16 protein-coding genes and 1 pseudogene are annotated in these 15,787 nt (G+C 72.2%); 13 read left to right on the top strand and 4 right to left on the bottom strand.

Annotation, left to right across the window (positions count from 1 at the left end; translation table 11 throughout):
* Positions 1–47: 47 nt before the first annotated feature.
* From ald to ACZ434_RS25820, 8 genes are all read left to right on the top strand, one after another.
* Positions 48–1,172 carry an alanine dehydrogenase gene (ald, locus tag ACZ434_RS25855; protein ID WP_468459803.1) on the top strand — a complete coding sequence of 375 codons (1,125 nt, stop codon included), beginning with the start codon at positions 48–50 and terminating at the stop codon, positions 1,170–1,172.
* Positions 1,173–1,584: 412 nt separating this feature from the next.
* Positions 1,585–2,721 carry a ParA family protein gene (locus ACZ434_RS25850; protein WP_468459801.1) on the top strand — a complete coding sequence of 379 codons (1,137 nt, stop codon included), beginning with the start codon at positions 1,585–1,587 and terminating at the stop codon, positions 2,719–2,721.
* Entirely contained in the window at positions 2,718–3,254 is a 537-nt protein-coding gene (locus tag ACZ434_RS25845; protein WP_468459836.1) for a hypothetical protein, read from the top strand. The genes ACZ434_RS25850 and ACZ434_RS25845 overlap by 4 nt, the downstream gene beginning before the upstream one ends.
* A gap of 372 nt (positions 3,255–3,626) precedes the next feature.
* Complete coding sequence (locus ACZ434_RS25840) at positions 3,627–4,688, top strand: segregation and condensation protein A (protein ID WP_468459799.1); 1,062 nt, start codon at positions 3,627–3,629, stop codon at positions 4,686–4,688.
* Complete coding sequence (gene scpB / locus ACZ434_RS25835; RefSeq protein ID WP_468459797.1) at positions 4,685–5,347, top strand: SMC-Scp complex subunit ScpB; 663 nt, start codon at positions 4,685–4,687, stop codon at positions 5,345–5,347. Before ACZ434_RS25840 ends, scpB begins: the two co-directional genes overlap by 4 nt.
* Complete coding sequence (locus ACZ434_RS25830; protein WP_468459795.1) at positions 5,347–6,414, top strand: pseudouridine synthase; 1,068 nt, start codon at positions 5,347–5,349, stop codon at positions 6,412–6,414. Before scpB ends, ACZ434_RS25830 begins: the two co-directional genes overlap by 1 nt.
* A 64-nt stretch (positions 6,415–6,478) precedes the next feature.
* Positions 6,479–7,204, top strand: a complete 726-nt coding sequence (locus ACZ434_RS25825; protein WP_468459793.1) for an NUDIX hydrolase — start codon at positions 6,479–6,481, stop codon at positions 7,202–7,204.
* Entirely contained in the window at positions 7,201–8,235 is a 1,035-nt protein-coding gene (locus ACZ434_RS25820; RefSeq protein ID WP_468459791.1) for an ADP-ribosylglycohydrolase family protein, read from the top strand. Before ACZ434_RS25825 ends, ACZ434_RS25820 begins: the two co-directional genes overlap by 4 nt.
* Here the strand turns inward: ACZ434_RS25820 and ACZ434_RS25815 are convergent.
* Positions 8,221–8,904, bottom strand: a pseudogene (locus ACZ434_RS25815) (nucleotidyltransferase domain-containing protein); the annotation flags it as partial. The gene ACZ434_RS25820 and the pseudogene ACZ434_RS25815 sit on opposite strands and share 15 nt — an antisense overlap.
* A 22-nt stretch (positions 8,905–8,926) precedes the next feature.
* The gene (locus ACZ434_RS25810; RefSeq protein ID WP_468459789.1) at positions 8,927–9,331 is read right to left on the bottom strand and encodes a Rieske (2Fe-2S) protein; all 405 of its coding nucleotides are present in this window, start codon (positions 9,329–9,331) and stop codon (positions 8,927–8,929) included.
* Between the two features lie 211 nt (positions 9,332–9,542).
* On the opposite strand from ACZ434_RS25810, the gene aroH reads away from it, so the two are divergent.
* The 5 genes from aroH (at position 9,543) to der (ending at position 14,028) form a co-directional block, all read left to right on the top strand.
* Positions 9,543–9,905, top strand: a complete 363-nt coding sequence (gene aroH / locus ACZ434_RS25805; RefSeq protein WP_468459787.1) for a chorismate mutase — start codon at positions 9,543–9,545, stop codon at positions 9,903–9,905.
* Complete coding sequence (locus tag ACZ434_RS25800; protein WP_468459784.1) at positions 9,902–10,987, top strand: prephenate dehydrogenase; 1,086 nt, start codon at positions 9,902–9,904, stop codon at positions 10,985–10,987. Before aroH ends, ACZ434_RS25800 begins: the two co-directional genes overlap by 4 nt.
* Before the next feature lie 141 nt (positions 10,988–11,128).
* Positions 11,129–11,815: a (d)CMP kinase gene (gene cmk, locus ACZ434_RS25795; RefSeq protein WP_468459782.1), complete on the top strand. Its 687-nt coding sequence runs from the start codon at positions 11,129–11,131 to the stop codon at positions 11,813–11,815.
* Positions 11,812–12,459 (top strand): lysophospholipid acyltransferase family protein, encoded by a 648-nt coding sequence (locus ACZ434_RS25790; protein ID WP_468459780.1) that lies wholly within the window; start codon positions 11,812–11,814, stop codon positions 12,457–12,459. The genes cmk and ACZ434_RS25790 overlap by 4 nt, the downstream gene beginning before the upstream one ends.
* A gap of 78 nt (positions 12,460–12,537) precedes the next feature.
* A complete protein-coding gene (der, locus tag ACZ434_RS25785; RefSeq protein ID WP_468459778.1) occupies positions 12,538–14,028 on the top strand; it encodes a ribosome biogenesis GTPase Der in 1,491 nt (496 codons plus the stop codon).
* A gap of 61 nt (positions 14,029–14,089) precedes the next feature.
* On the opposite strand, the gene ACZ434_RS25780 is transcribed toward der, so the two are convergent.
* Both ACZ434_RS25780 and ACZ434_RS25775 read right to left on the bottom strand, forming a co-directional pair.
* Complete coding sequence (locus ACZ434_RS25780; protein WP_468459777.1) at positions 14,090–14,503, bottom strand: hypothetical protein; 414 nt, start codon at positions 14,501–14,503, stop codon at positions 14,090–14,092.
* 98 nt (positions 14,504–14,601) lie between these two features.
* Positions 14,602–15,384: a hypothetical protein gene (locus ACZ434_RS25775; RefSeq protein WP_468459775.1), complete on the bottom strand. Its 783-nt coding sequence runs from the start codon at positions 15,382–15,384 to the stop codon at positions 14,602–14,604.
* Positions 15,385–15,787: the final 403 nt, after the last annotated feature.

Here is a 15,787-nt window from a genome sequence, read left to right as displayed (position 1 = left end):
GCCCGGGTATGTGTAGTGATAGCCCCCTACCCTCTGAGCCAAGGACCGTGATCCACGTGAAGGTCGGCATCCCCCGCGAGGTCAAGAACAACGAGTTCCGGGTGGCCATCACCCCCGCCGGCGTGCACGAGCTCGTGCGCCATGGTCACCAGGTCGTCATCGAGCGCGGCGCAGGCGTCGGCTCCTCGATCCCGGACGGCGAGTACATCGCCGCGGGCGGACAGATACTGGACACGGCCGACGAGGTCTGGGCCGCCGCCGACCTGCTGCTGAAGGTCAAGGAGCCCGTCGCGGAGGAGTACCACCGCCTCCGCAAGGACCAGACCCTCTTCACCTACCTGCACCTGGCGGCGTCCAAGGAGTGCACGGACGCCCTCCTGGAGTCCGGCACCACCGCGATCGCCTACGAGACCGTGGAGCTGCCCAGCCGCGCGCTGCCGCTGCTGGCCCCGATGTCCGAGGTGGCCGGCCGGCTGTCCACCCAGGTCGGCGCCTACCACCTGATGCGCGCCAACGGCGGCCGCGGTGTGCTCCCGGGCGGTGTCCCCGGCGTGCTGGCCGGCCGCGCCGTCGTCATCGGCGGCGGCGTCTCCGGCTGGAACGCCGCGCAGATCGCCATCGGCATGGGCTTCCACGTGACCCTGCTCGACAAGGACATCAACAAGCTCAAGGAGGCCGACAAGGTCTTCGGCACGAAGATCCAGACCGTCGTCTCCAACGCCTTCGAGCTGGAGAAGGCCTGCCTCGAGGCCGACCTCGTGATCGGCGCGGTGCTGGTCCCGGGCGCCAAGGCGCCCAAGCTGGTCACCAACGAGCTGGTCTCCCGGATGAAGGCCGGAAGTGTCCTTGTCGACATCGCGATCGACCAGGGAGGCTGCTTCGAGGACTCCCACCCGACCACGCACGCCGACCCGACCTTCAAGGTCCACGAGTCGGTCTTCTACTGCGTCGCCAACATGCCCGGCGCGGTGCCCAACACCTCGACCTACGCGCTGACCAACGCCACGCTGCCGTACATCGTCGAAGTCGCCAACCGCGGCTGGGCGGACGCGGTGCGCCGCGACCCCGCGCTCGCCAAGGGGCTCAACACCCATGACGGCAAGGTCGTTTACAAGGAGGTCGCCGAGGCGCACGGCCTCGAGCACGTCGAGCTCTCCTCGCTGCTCGGCTGAGCCGCCCGGACGGTAAGTCGACCAAGTCATCAGCCCGCAAAGGCGATACGTCAACTCGTGTCGTCAACGCCACGCACCAGGCCGGACCTTGCCCGACAAGGTCCGGCCGGATGTGTGTATGGTCACTTCCGGATTCCCGGACAACTCGCCTCGAACGTAACCCTTCTACCGATTCGCACACCCGTGAAACCTGCCGTGCGACGGCCGTACGCCCTTGACAGCGGGATGTTTCATTGCCGACACATCGGGCCGGGTCCGGCGGATTGTGTTGCTGCGGACGGCCGACACGCCATAGAGTCGCCAATCGTCGGCATGGTGCCACGCTGACCTGTCTAGAAGTTTCCTGGTCACCAAGGAGGTAAGACGACTTGTGAATGAGTCGACATTTACTCCCGGGGGTGGTCAACCAGGAATGCCTGCGCCGGACCAGGGGCCCGCGGGATCCGCTGCTGTCGGCTCCGTAGCTGTGCGCACCTTCGCAGCCCACAGGAGTCACCGGACATCGGTGGTGACTCAACCAGCACACCAGAGCATGGATGGCCATCACGTGAACGCCATGGCCGGCGACGGAAGTGGCGCGCCCCACAACCATCTCGCCGACTACGACGAACTGCCCGAGGGGCACTTCTACGACCCCGACGCCGAGTACGAGCCCGACCCCGAGTACGCGGCCACGCTCGCGCCCGACGCGGCGCGCCAGCGCCGTGAGCGCGTCGGCCCGACCGGGCGCCCGCTGCCGTACTTCCCGATCCCGGGGCCGCTGACCGATCACGGCCCCGCGAAGATCATCGCGATGTGCAACCAGAAGGGCGGCGTCGGCAAGACCACGTCGACCATCAACCTGGGTGCCGCGCTCGCGGAGTACGGACGCCGGGTGCTGCTCGTCGACTTCGACCCGCAGGGCGCGCTGTCGGTCGGACTCGGCGTCAACCCGATGGAACTCGACCTCACCGTCTACAACCTGCTCATGGAGCGGGGCATGGCGGCCGACGAGGTGCTGCTGAAGACCGCGGTCCCCAACATGGACCTGCTGCCCAGCAACATCGACCTGTCGGCGGCCGAGGTGCAGCTGGTGAGCGAGGTCGCGCGCGAGTCCACGCTGCAGCGGGCGCTGAAGCCGCTGATGGACGACTACGACTACATCGTGATCGACTGCCAGCCCTCGCTCGGCCTGCTCACGGTCAACGCGCTGACCGCCGCGCACAAGGTGATCGTGCCGCTGGAGTGCGAGTTCTTCGCGCTGCGCGGGGTGGCGCTGCTGACCGAGACCATCGAGAAGGTCCAGGAGCGGCTCAACCCCGACCTGGAGCTCGACGGCATCCTCGCCACCATGTACGACTCGCGCACGGTGCACAGCCGTGAGGTGCTCGCGCGGGTGGTCGAGGCGTTCGACGACCACGTCTACCACACGGTCATCGGGCGCACCGTCCGCTTCCCGGAGACCACGGTCGCCGGTGAGCCGATCACCACGTACGCGTCCAACTCCGTCGGTGCCGCCGCCTACCGCCAGCTCGCCAGGGAGGTGCTCGCCCGGTGTCACGCCGAGTGAGTCTGCCGGGGGCCGACGAACTCTTCCGTACGACAGGGGGGATGGCGCTCCAGGCGTCCACTCCCCGGCGCGCCAACGGCGAGGCCCGCGTTCCCGCTCCCGCGGGGGAGGGCGACGCGGCGGCCGCGCAGGAGGACACGCCGCAGTCGGTGCCCGCACAGGGCGGCGACGGCGAGGGCGCGGAGCACGTCGCGGCGGACGCGGACCCGGACGGGACCGGGGAGTCCCGCAGCCGCGGTGCCACGGGCTCCGGACGCCGTCAGGCGGCACCGGAGGGCGCGGTCCCGCGCAAGCGGGGGAGAGCGGCGGCGCGGCGGCCCAGTGGCCGCGAGCGGCACGACGAGAAGATCACCGTGTACGTGTCCGCCGAGGAGCTGATGGACCTCGAGCACGCGCGGCTCGTCCTGCGCGGTGAGCACGGTCTCGCCGTCGACCGCGGCCGGATCGTCCGCGAGGCGGTGGCGGTGGTCCTCGCCGACCTGGAGAGCCGGGGGGACGCCAGCATCCTCGTACGACGCCTGCGGGGACGGTAGCGGTAGCCTGCGGAGGCCATGACCTCGAACGACGCACCCGCCTCCGGCGACCGGCCACCCCGCCGCCGCACCCTGGGCCGGGGCCCGGGAGCGACCCCCTCGCCGACGACCCCGCGCGCGGAGGAGGCCGGCACCGCGGCTGACGCCGCGCGTGAGACCCCCGCGCGGCAGGAGGACGTCGGTTCCCACGGGACGGTGTCGCAGGACGGCGTGACCGGGACCGGGAAGCCGGTCCCGGCGGATGACACGGTGTGGACGTCGCAGGGTCCGTGTGCGCAGGTTGGCGGGCCGGGTTCGGCGGCTGTTTCGGGCGATGGGGTCTTCGGGGCGGGTGCGGACGTCGGGGTGCCGGGGTCGGCGGTGGATGGGCCGGTGACGGCACCGGGGGCCGGGGAGTCGGACCTGGCGGACGTCTCGGCGGGCGTGCCGCCCGTGGAGGGCGCCGGTGACGGGAGCACTGGGCCGGGAGCGGCGGAGCCGGGAGTGGCGCCGGGTCGCGGTGTCGTGACCCGTGAGTCGCGTCGCCCGCCGACGGACGGGCGGGAGGAGGCCCGTGGGCCCGCCCCCCGCGCGGCGGCCGGGACGGACACCCCCCAGGACGCCGACGGCGGCGCCGGCGAAGGGGACGGGCGGTTCAAGGTCCGGCTGGCGAACTTCGAGGGGCCGTTCGATCTGCTGCTCCAGCTGATCGCCAAGCACAAGCTGGACGTCACCGAGGTCGCGCTGTCCAAGGTGACCGACGAGTTCATGGCGTACATCCGGGCCCTCGGGCCGGACTGGGACCTCGACGAGACGACGGAGTTCCTGGTCGTGGCGGCCACGCTGCTCGACCTCAAGGCGGCCCGGCTGCTGCCCGCCGCCGAGGTGGAGGACGAGGCCGACCTCGCCCTGCTGGAGGCCCGTGACCTGCTGTTCGCGCGGCTGCTGCAGTACCGCGCGTACAAGCGGATCGCGGAGATCCTCGACGGGCGGCTCGACGACGAGGCCCGGCGCCACCCCCGTACCGTCGGACTCGAACCGCACCACGCCGAGCTGCTGCCCGAGGTGGTCATCAGCATCGGAGCCGAGGGCTTCGCCAGGCTCGCCGTCAAGGCGATGCAGCCGAGACCCAGGCCGCAGGTGTACGTCGACCACATCCACGCGCCGCTGGTCAGCGTGCAGGAGCAGGCGGGGATCGTGGTCGCGCGGCTCAGGGAGCTGGGCGAGGCGAGCTTCCGGGCGCTGGTCGAGGACACGGACGACACGCTGACCGTCGTGGCGCGGTTCCTCGCCCTGCTGGAGCTGTACCGCGAGAAGGCGGTCGCCCTCGACCAGGAGGCCGCGCTCGGCGAGCTGACCGTGCGCTGGACCGGCGGGGACGGGGACGCCGAGCCGACGGTCACCGACGAGTTCGACCGGCCCCCGGAGCGGCCCGAGGAGGAGAAGAGGAAATGAGCGACGAGACCACCGGCGTACCCGCGGGGCCGCGCTCCGTCGCGGACCTCGCCCTCAGGCCGGCCCTGGAGGCGGTCCTCATGGTCGTGGACGAGCCCGCGACCGAGGAGCACCTGGCGAAGATCCTGGAGCGCCCGAAGCGCCAGGTCGCGGACGCGCTGCGCGAGCTGGCCGACGAGTACGCCGTGCAGGGCCGCGGCTTCGAGCTGCGGCTCGTGGCGGGCGGCTGGCGCTTCTACAGCCGCCCCGAGTACGCCGCCGCCGTCGAGCGCTTCGTCCTGGACGGCCAGCAGGCCCGGCTCACCCAGGCCGCCCTGGAGACCCTCGCGGTCGTCGCCTACCGGCAGCCGGTCAGCCGCAGCCGCGTCTCCGCCGTACGCGGAGTCAACTGCGACGGTGTGATGCGCACCCTCCTGCAGCGCGGTCTGATCGAGGAGGCGGGCACGGAACCCGAAACAGGTGCGATCCTGTACACGACGACGAACTACTTCCTGGAGCGAATGGGCCTGCGCGGTCTGGACGAGCTCCCGGAGCTCGCGCCCTTCCTCCCGGAGGCGGAGGCGATCGAGGCCGAGACACAGGAAGGCGTGCCGTCGTTCGATCCGGACGCCCCGGACCCGGACGACGGTCCCCCGACGAACACGACGACGGAATTGTGATGCGAAGCAGCGGCAGCGGTAAGAGCGGCGGGCGCGGCAACCACCGCGGTGCAGGCAACAACAGGGACCAGAAGCAGGGGCAGGGCCGCCCCCGCAAGCCCCGCCCCGAGGAGCGCCGCTACGACGTCGGCCCCGGCGGCACCCAGGACGGACCGAAGTCCGGCCGTGGCGGTGCCGCACGCGGTGGGGCCAAGGGCGGCCCCAAGCAGTCCCAGCAGGGCGGGCGCGGCCGTACGGCACCCGCCAGGTCCCGCGAGTACGAGACGCGGGCCGAGGAGCGCAACCGCGACCGGTACGCGGGCCGGAAGGACGTGAAGCTCCCGAAGACCTTCCCGGGTGCCGAGCAGGAGGGCGAGCGGCTGCAGAAGGTGCTGGCGCGCGCGGGCTACGGCTCCCGGCGCGCCTGCGAGGAGCTGATCGAGCAGGCGAGGGTCGAGGTGAACGGCGAGATCGTGCTCGAGCAGGGCCGCCGGGTGGACCCGGAGAAGGACGAGGTCAAGGTCGACGGCCTGACGGTCGCCACGCAGTCGTACCAGTTCTTCTCGCTGAACAAGCCCGCCGGGGTCGTCTCGACGATGGAGGACCCGGAGGGGCGCCAGTGCCTCGGTGACTACGTCACCAACCGCGAGACCCGGCTCTTCCACGTCGGCCGGCTCGACACCGAGACCGAGGGCGTCATCCTGCTCACCAACCACGGCGAGCTGGCGCACCGGCTGACCCACCCGCGGTACGGCGTGCGGAAGACCTACCTCGCGCACATCGTCGGCCCGATCCCGCGCGACCTGGGCAAGCGGCTCAAGGACGGCATCCAGCTGGAGGACGGCTACGCGCGCGCGGACCACTTCCGGGTGGTGGAGCAGACCGGCAAGAACTACCTCGTCGAGGTGACCCTGCACGAGGGGCGCAAGCACATCGTGCGCCGCATGCTCGCGGAGGCCGGGTTCCCCGTCGACAAGCTGGTCCGCACCGGCTTCGGCCCGATCACCCTGGGCGACCAGAAGTCGGGCTGGCTGCGGCGGCTGTCCAACACCGAGGTCGGGATGCTGATGCAGGAGGTCGAGCTCTAAAGGGCTTGTCAGCGGTGAGCACCCCCTTTTATAGTCGCTGTGACTATTAAAGGGGGTGCCGGTCATGGACGGCTACGGCTACGACAAACACGCCTTCGAACCCTTCGCCGTCACCGTCGACCTCGCCGTGTTCACCCTCCGCGCGGGCGCGCTGCACGTGCTGCTCGTCGAGCGCGGCCGGGAACCGTACGCCGGGCGGTGGGCGCTGCCGGGAGGGTTCGTCCGGCCCGACGAGTCCGCGGAGCGCGCCGCGCGGCGCGAACTGGGCGAGGAGACCGGGCTGACGGACGTCTCCGGGCTGCATCTGGAGCAGTTGCGGACCTACAGCGAACCCGGCCGCGACCCCCGGATGCGGGTCGTGTCGGTCGCCTTCGCCGCGCTACTGCCGGACGCGCCCGAGGCACACGGCGGCAGCGACGCGGCCCAGGCCCGCTGGACGCCGTACGACACCGCGCGGGGGCTCGCCTTCGACCACGACCGGATCCTCGCCGACGCGCGGGAACGGGTCGGCGCCAAGCTCGAGTACACCGGCCTCGCCACCGCCTTCTGCCCGGCCGAGTTCACCCTCGGCGAGCTGCAGCAGGTCTACGAGACCGTCTGGGGCGCCGAGCTCGACCGGCCCAACTTCCGGCGCAAGGTCCTCGCCACCCCCGGCTTCGTCGAGGCCGTCCCCGGTGCCGCGCGCCTCACCGGCGGCCGGGGCAAACCCGCCGCGCTGTACCGCGCGGGCACCGCCGCCACCCTTCACCCGCCGCTGCTCCGGCCGACCCCGGAAGGACGCCCCGCATGACCACGACCACCGTCACCAAGCGCGCCGCGACAGGCGCGCTCACCGGCCTCGCCCTCGGAGACGCGCTGGGCTTCCCCACCGAGTTCAACGACGTCCCGTCGATCCTCGCCAAGCTCGGCCCCTGGCGGGACATGGAGCTGCCCAGGCCGGCGATCGTCACCGACGACACCCAGATGACGCTCGCCCTGGGGAACGGGCTGCGCACGGCGATGGACCGCGGAGTGCTCACCCCGAAGCGGCTGGAGCGGCCGGTGCGGGAGGAGTTCGTGGAATGGTGGCGGTCGCCCGAGAACAACCGCGCCCCCGGCAACACCTGCCTCAGGGCCTGCCACCTGCTGGCCCGCGAGGAGCTGCGCTGGCAGGACGCCAGTCAGACCGGCTCCAAGGGCTGCGGCGCCAACATGCGCGTCGCCCCCATAGGCCTGGCGCCCGGCCTGACCGACGAACAGCGGTCGGGCGCCGCCCAGTTGCAGTCCGCCCTCACCCACGGGCACCCCACCGCGCTCGCCGCCTCCGACCTCACCGCGCACGCCGTACGGCTGCTGGCGGAGGGCGCCGAGCCGACCGGCCTGATCGGACGCCTGCGCTCCTACGCCTACGACAACCGCACCCGCTACCACGAGTTCTGGCTCGGCGACCTGTGGACCCGCGCCCAGGACCCCACCCCCGAGCACTTCATCGCCCGCGGCTGGGACGAGTGCCTGGAGATCCTCGGACGACTCCAGGAAGCGGTACGCACCGTCTCCCCGGAGACCGACCCCTGCCTGGCCACGGGCGAGGGCTGGATCGCCGAGGAGGCCCTGGCGACCGGCCTGCTCTGCTTCCTGCTCTTCGTCGACGAACCCCTCACCGCCCTGCGCCGTGCCGCCTGTACCTCAGGGGACTCCGATTCCATCGCCTGTCTCACGGGCGCCTTCGCCGGCGCGTACCTGGGCGCGGACGCCTGGCCGGCCGAGTGGGCGGACCGCATCGAGTACCGGGGCGAGCTGCTGGCGCTGGGAACGCTCTGGGACGTCCGGCCGGAGGGCTGAGGCGCGGCGGGTGCGGACGAGGAAGTCCTCGACCCGGCGGCGGTCCGGCTCCGCGGGGAGCGGGCTGCGGTGGGCGGCCCGCTCGGCCTCCTGCGCCAGCCGGGTCATCCACGCCTTGACCTCCGGCCAGGAGACCTCGCCCCGCTTGACCGCGAGCAGCGGTTCGCGCTCCTCGCCCACGTCGACCGTGAGGGAGCCCGTGCGCAGCAGGTCGCGGGCGCTGATCAGCAGGCGGAGCAGGTGCATGGCGTGCTTCCAGCGCGGGGCGCCGTGCGTGCGGACGTCGGCGTCCAGCTTGCGGCGCTGGCCGTGGGCGTACCGCGTGAACGTCTCGTGGACCCTGCGGGAGAGGAACGCCTCGCGCAGGGACAGCAGTTCGCGGCCGGTGGCGTCGGCGTACTCCACCAGCGGGGAGTGCAGGCACTCCAGGACGTTCGGGTTGGAGCGCAGCGCCAGCTCGCAGAAGCGTTCCAGCTCCCAGCTGAACTGCTCCTCGGCCGGCCCCTCGACATGCGCCGGCGGCTTCTCGAAACGCCAGAACAGGGCGGTGGGCGCGAGGAAGATGCCGCGGCGGTCGATGTCGCTGCCCTCCGTGGCCAGACCGAAGGCACGGGAGCCCATGACACAGGCGTAGACGGTGTGGTCGGTGACCAGGCTCTCGGGGCGCATGCCCGGGAGCGTACGCGGCGGCTCACGCCAGGCGGATCGAATTTCCCTCCACGGCGATCCGCTCCCCGGGCAGCGGTTCGGTCGCCGGACCCCGCTCCACCGAACCGTCGGTGATCCGGAACCGGCTGCCGTGGCAGGCGCAGTTGATCGTGCCGTCCGTGACCTCGGTCACCAGGCAGTTCTGGTGGGTGCAGACCGCCGAGAAGGCCTTGAAGTCACCCTCCTCCGGCTGGGTGACCACGATCTTCTCGTCCTTGAGGACGGTGCCCCCGCCCACCGGGACGTCGGCGGTCGAGGTCAGCTCCTGCCCGGAGGTGTCCGACCGGGGGTCACCGCCCTCGTCGCCGCCGTCCGAGCCGCAGCCGGCGGTCAGGGCCACCGCGCCGGTCGCCAGCAGGACCGTGCGGCGCGTCGCGCGAGAGGTCATGTCATCACTCCGTGGAAGGGGAAGGCGGCGGTGGCAGGGCGCTGGCATCCTGACACCGAAAACGCCCCATGCGCAGCAATTCACGATCAAACCCCCTCAATCGTGCGCGTCGTCCCGTCTCAGCGGGCGAGCGCCCGGCGCCGCTCCCGCGCGGCCCTGACTACGCTGGACGACCGAACAGCAGACACGCACCTCAGCAAGGAGCATCGTCGTGGCGGTACGCGCGGTCCGGGGGGCCGTCCAGTTGGAGCGGGACGAGTCCGGCCATATGGAGGAGCGGGTGGGCGAGCTGCTCACCGCCGTCCTGGAGCGCAACGGCCTGCACACCGACGACCTGATCAGCATCTGGTTCACGGCCACGCCCGACCTGCGCTGCGACTTCCCGGCGGCCGCCGCCCGCAAGCTCGGCATCGTCGACGTCCCCCTGATCTGCGCCCAGGAGCTCGACGTCGAGGGCGCCATGCCCCGCGTCGTCCGGATCCTCGCGCACATCGAGTCCGACCGGCCCCGTGCCGGCATCGCCCACGTGTACCTCGGTGCCGCGGCCGCCCTGCGCAAGGACATCGCCCAGTGAGAACCGCACTCGTCATCGGCACCGGACTCATCGGTACGTCCGCCGCCCTCGCCCTGACCCAGCGGGGCGTCGCCGTCCACCTCGCCGACCACGACCCGGAGCAGGCCCGCACCGCCGCCGCGCTCGGCGCCGGCACGGACGAGGCGCCCGACGGGCCGGTGGACCTGGCGATCGTCGCCGCCCCGCCCGCCCACGTGGCCGACGTGCTCGCCGACGCGATGCGGCGCGGCGCGGCCCGCGGCTTCATCGACGTGGCCAGCGTCAAGGGCGGACCGCGCCGCGAGCTCGAGGCGCGCGGGCTGGACCTGGCGACCTACATCGGCACCCACCCGATGTCCGGCCGGGAGAAGTCCGGCCCGCTGGCCGCGACCGGCGACCTCTTCGAGGGCCGCCCCTGGGCGCTCACCCCGACCCGCGACACCGACACCGAGGTGCTGAACCTCGCCCTGGAGCTGGTCTCGCACTGCAGGGCCGTGCCCGTCGTCATGGACGCCGACGCCCACGACCGGGCCGTCGCCCTCGTCTCCCACATGCCGCACCTGGTGTCCAGCATGGTCGCCGCGCGTCTGGAGCACGCCGAGGAGGCCGCCGTACGGCTGTGCGGACAGGGCATCCGGGACGTCACCAGGATCGCCGCCTCCGACCCCGGGATGTGGATCGACATCCTGTCGGCCAACCCGGGACCGGTCGCCGACCTGCTCACGGAGGTCGCCGGCGACCTGGAGGAGACCGTACGGGCCCTGCGCGCCCTGCAGTCCTCCGACGAGGACAAGCGCCGCGAGGGCGGCACCGGCATCGAGGACGTGCTGCGCCGCGGCAACGCCGGACAGGTCCGTGTCCCCGGCAAGCACGGCTCCGCGCCGCGCGTCTACGAGACCGTGGCCGTCCTCATCGACGACCAGCCCGGCCAGCTGGCCCGTATCTTCGCCGACGCGGGCCGCGCGGGCGTCAACATCGAGGACGTCCGCATCGAGCACGCCACCGGACAGCAGGCCGGTCTGGTGCAGCTGATGGTGGAGCCCAAGGCGGCACCGGTGCTCACCGCCGGGCTGCGGGAGCGGGGCTGGGCGATCCGGCAGTGACGGTCCGGTGGCCACCGGGGCCGTCCCCCGAAGGGCCGGTTCGTCCGCTTGTCGGAAGGGTTCCGGGGGGCCGGTAACCTGGTGCGGGGCGTGTCCGCGCCCCGCACACCCCACTCCACCGCACCAGGAAGGTGTTCCCCCGTGGAAAACGGCGCCGCCCAGCCCGTGATTGTCGCCATCGACGGTCCCTCCGGCACGGGCAAGTCGAGCACGTCGAAGGCCGTGGCGGCGCAGCTCGGCCTGAGCTACCTGGACACCGGCGCCCAGTACCGGGCGATCACCTGGTGGATGGTGAACAACGGCATCGACATAGATGACCCGTCCGCGGTCGCCGCCGTCGCCGGCAAGCCGGAGATCGTCTCCGGCACCGACCCCGAGAGCCCCACCATCACCGTCGACGGCGTCGACGTGGCCGGCCCGATCCGCGAGCAGGACGTCACCTCCAAGGTGAGCGCCGTCAGCGCCGTCCCGGAGGTGCGCACCCGGATCACCGAGCTGCAGCGCACCATCGCCTCCGCCGCCGTGACCGGCATCGTCGTCGAGGGCCGCGACATCGGCACCACGGTGCTGCCCGGCGCCGACCTGAAGATCTTCCTCACCGCCTCCGCGGAGGCGCGTGCCGCCCGCCGCAGCGGCGAGCTCAAGGGCGCCGACCTGCACACCACCCGCGAGGCCCTGATCAAGCGGGACGCGGCCGACTCCGGCCGCAAGACCTCCCCGCTCGCCAAGGCCGGCGACGCGGTCGAGGTCGACACCACCGAGCTGACCCTGCAGCAGGTCATCGAGTGTGTCGTCACGCTCGTCGAGGAGAAGCGGGCGGGGAAGTGACCGACGTCCCATCGGTGCGGGGCGCCGAGGTCGGGCGGCGCATCGGCGTCGGCCTGATGTACGGGCTGTTCAAGCCCCGCGTGCTGGGCGCCTGGCGGGTGCCCGCGGCCGGTCCGGTGATCTTCGCCGTGAACCACTCGCACAACATCGACGGCCCCATGGTCATGGGCGTCGCCCCCCGGCCGACGCACTTCCTGATCAAGAAGGAGGCGTTCGTCGGCCCGCTCGACCCGTTCCTGACCGGCATCGGCCAGCTCAAGGTCGACCGCCACAGCACCGACCGCACGGCGATCTCCCGGGCGCTCGGCGTGCTGGAGCAGGGCGGGGTCCTCGGCATCTTCCCCGAGGGCACCCGCGGCGAGGGCGACTTCGCCGCGATCCGCTCGGGGCTCGCGTACTTCGCCGTGCGCGGCGGCGCGCCGATCGTGCCCGTCGCCGTGCTGGGAAGTTCCGACCGCTCCGGACGGTTGATAAAGACGCTGCCCCCGCTGCGTTCCAGGGTCGACGTCGTCTTCGGCGACCCGTTCGAAGCGGGTGACGGCAGCGGGAGACGTACGCGCAAGGCGCTGGACGAGGCGACCGAGCGCATCCAGAAGCAGCTCACCGCGCACCTGGAAAACGCCAGGCGCCTGACCGGGCGCTGAGTGACACTTGAGTAGTGGATCACCGCTGACCTGTGGCGGTCCACCGATCACCACGATGAACGACGAGGTACGGACTTCATGAACGACCACATCCAGCCCGACGGCTCGGACGCGTACGAGGGTGCGCACGAGCACGACCACGGGGCGCTGGGCGATGCCGAGTTCGCGGAGTTCATGGAGCTCGCCGCGGAGGAGGGCTTCGACCTCGAGGACGTCGAGGGCGCCATCGAGGCCGCGGGCCACGGCCCGCTGCCGGTGCTCGCCGTCGTCGGCCGTCCCAATGTCGGCAAGTCGACCCTGGTGAACCGCATCATCGGCCGCCGCGAGGCGGTCGTCGAGGACAAGCCGGGCGTCACCCGCGACCGTGTCACCTACGAGGCCGAGTGGGCGGGCCGCCGCTTCAAGGTCGTCGACACGGGCGGCTGGGAGCAGGACGTCCTCGGCATCGACGCGTCCGTCGCCGCCCAGGCCGAGTACGCCATCGAGGCCGCCGACGCGGTCGTCTTCGTCGTGGACGCCAAGGTCGGCGCCACCGACACCGACGAGGCCGTCGTCCGGCTGCTGCGCAAGGCCGGCAAGCCGGTCGTGCTGTGCGCCAACAAGGTGGACGGCCCGAGCGGCGAGGCCGACGCCGCCTCTCTGTGGTCCCTGGGCCTCGGTGAGCCGCACCCGGTCTCCGCGCTGCACGGCCGCGGCACCGGCGACATGCTGGACAACGTGCTGGAGGCCCTCCCGGAGGCCCCGGCGCAGACCTTCGGCACCGCGGTCGGCGGCCCCCGCCGCGTCGCCCTCATCGGCCGTCCCAACGTCGGCAAGTCCTCGCTGCTGAACAAGGTGGCGGGCGAGGAGCGGGTCGTGGTCAACGAACTCGCCGGCACCACGCGCGACCCGGTCGACGAGATGATCGAACTCGGCGGCAAGACCTGGAAGTTCGTCGACACGGCGGGCATCCGCAAGCGCGTCCACCTCCAGCAGGGCGCCGACTACTACGCCTCGCTGCGCACCGCCGCCGCCGTCGAGAAGGCGGAGGTGGCCGTCGTCCTCATCGACGCCGCCGAATCCATCTCGGTGCAGGACCAGCGCATCGTCACCATGGCCGTGGAAGCGGGCCGGGCGCTCGTCCTCGCGTACAACAAGTGGGACACCCTCGACGAGGAGCGGCGCTACTACCTGGAGCGGGAGATCGAGACCGAGCTCGGCCAGGTCGCCTGGGCGCCGCGGGTGAACGTCTCGGCGCAGACCGGACGGCACATGGAGAAGCTGGTCCCGGCCATCGAGACGGCCCTGGCGGGCTGGGAGACCCGGGTCCCGACGGGCAGGCTCAACGCCTTCCTGGGCGAACTGGTCGCCGCCCACCCGCACCCCGTACGGGGCGGCAAGCAGCCGCGCATCCTGTTCGGCACCCAGGCGGGCACCAAGCCGCCGCGGTTCGTGCTGTTCGCCTCCGGCTTCATCGAGGCGGGCTACCGGCGCTTCATCGAGCGCCGGCTGCGCGAGGAGTTCGGCTTCGAGGGGACGCCGATCCACATCTCGGTGCGGGTGCGCGAGAAGCGCGGCAGGAAGAAGTAGCGCACGGCAGGCACGGTGAAGGGGCGGTCCCGCTGCGGGACCGCCCCTTCACCGTGCCCGGTCAGGCGCCTCTGCGCGGGGCCGGCGGCAGCCCGGCGGGCACGTGGTGCATCCCGGCGGTGTTCCGGCCGACCGTGCCGACCCGCTGCCACTGCGGCTGCTCGCCCTCGCCCTGCCGGGCGCCGCCCGCCCCCGCGCCGTAGGCCCCGCTCAGCAGGGAGGCGCCGAACGAGCCGGGGCTGTGGCCGCCGTACGAGCCCGTACTGCTGTGCGGGATGTTCCCGAAGGCTGTGAAGCCCAGGTCCTCCTCGCCGCTGCGGTCGCCCGGCAGCGAGCGGAAGGACTTGACGTACTCGGTGTAGAGGGCGTCGTAGATCGGCGTGGCCGAGAGGCCGCTCCTGGAGTCCTGCGCCGGGCGCACGGGGGCGGGGACCGAGGCGAGGGACTGGCGGCGGGGAACGTCGTATGCGTGCACGTATGTCCAAACGACCCCGCCCCGTAAGGGATGCGGCCCTTTCGGGGCTTTCGCCGGTTGCGCCGCGGCCGTGGCCCGGAGGTGTGCCGCCGGTCCGGTCAGATGCCGGCGAGCGGCAGCGCGGCGGCGACCAGCTTGCCGTTCGCCGCCGCCTTGTCGAGTGCGTCGCGCAGCAGGTCCTCGCGCGGCTGACGGCCGATCGAGCCGACCGGGGCCGCGAACATCAGCACCTGCTGGTGCTTGTTGGCGGCCTGTCGCCAGCCGTCGGTGACCTGGAGCGGCTGGTGGGCCTGCCACCAGGCCACCGGACGGCCGCCGGCGGGGTTCGGCTGGAGCACGGCGTGCAACTGGCCCGCGGCGAGCAGCACCGACCACCCGTGCAGTACCGGCGGTACGGCCGACAGCTCGGTCAGCGGCATGAAGCCCTGCTCGATGAGGAGCGGCAGGAAGTCGTCGCCGCCCCCGAGCGCACCGGGCCGGGCGACCGGCGCGGTCGGTTCGACGACCAGGGCCGGGTGCAGCTCCCCGGCGATCAGGGCCAGTCCGCTGGTCACCCCGAGTACGGCCTGCTGGGGGGCGGCCGGCGCGGCCTCCGGCTCCGGGGTGTGGCCGCCGATGGCCCGCACGGCGCCCTGGAGCTGCTCCTCGGTGACCTGGACGACCTGCGAGGGCAGGCAGGTGGAGTGGGCGAAGGCGAGCACGGCGGTCTCGTCGCCGATGAACAGGACGGTGCTGGTGCGCTCCTGCTCGGGGTCGCCCTGGGTACGGCAGGAGGTGCAGTCGTAACTGCCCGGGGCGGACTCTCCGGCGAGCAGGCGGGCTGCTTCTTCGTCGCCGATCTCGGCGCGTACCTCGTCGCTGACGTCGAGCATGCGCGGCACGGGTGGCTCCCTCGGGATGCGGTGCGTGGCGAGGCCGGGTGGCTCCCGGCCCGTGGTCCGGGTGGCTCCCCGGCTCATGAAGAAGACAACGGGCGATCTGTGGCGGGAGTCACGCTCCAGGGCGAACGGAATCGAACCAACCGGCGCGCTCCCCGACGGCGGGTGCGGAATCCGCCATTCGACCTCAAGTGGCCGCGTGTACAAGGTGGTTGAGGGGGTGGTGTGACTCATGGACGGTCTCCCTGACCGGCTGACAAATCCGGAAATCAGGGAATGAAGTGGGTGGCCGAAAATCGACGGTATCCGCGGTGGCCGGTAGCCGGTCCGGCACGACGGGACGTCGGCCGGCCCGGCCCTCCTCCGGTCCTTGAGGACAGAACCTGTCCGCAAGGACCGGCAGACT

The sequence above is a fragment of the Streptomyces sp. NPDC030893 genome (genome assembly GCF_055571535.1).
This window is presented reverse-complemented; position numbering and strand designations above follow the sequence as displayed.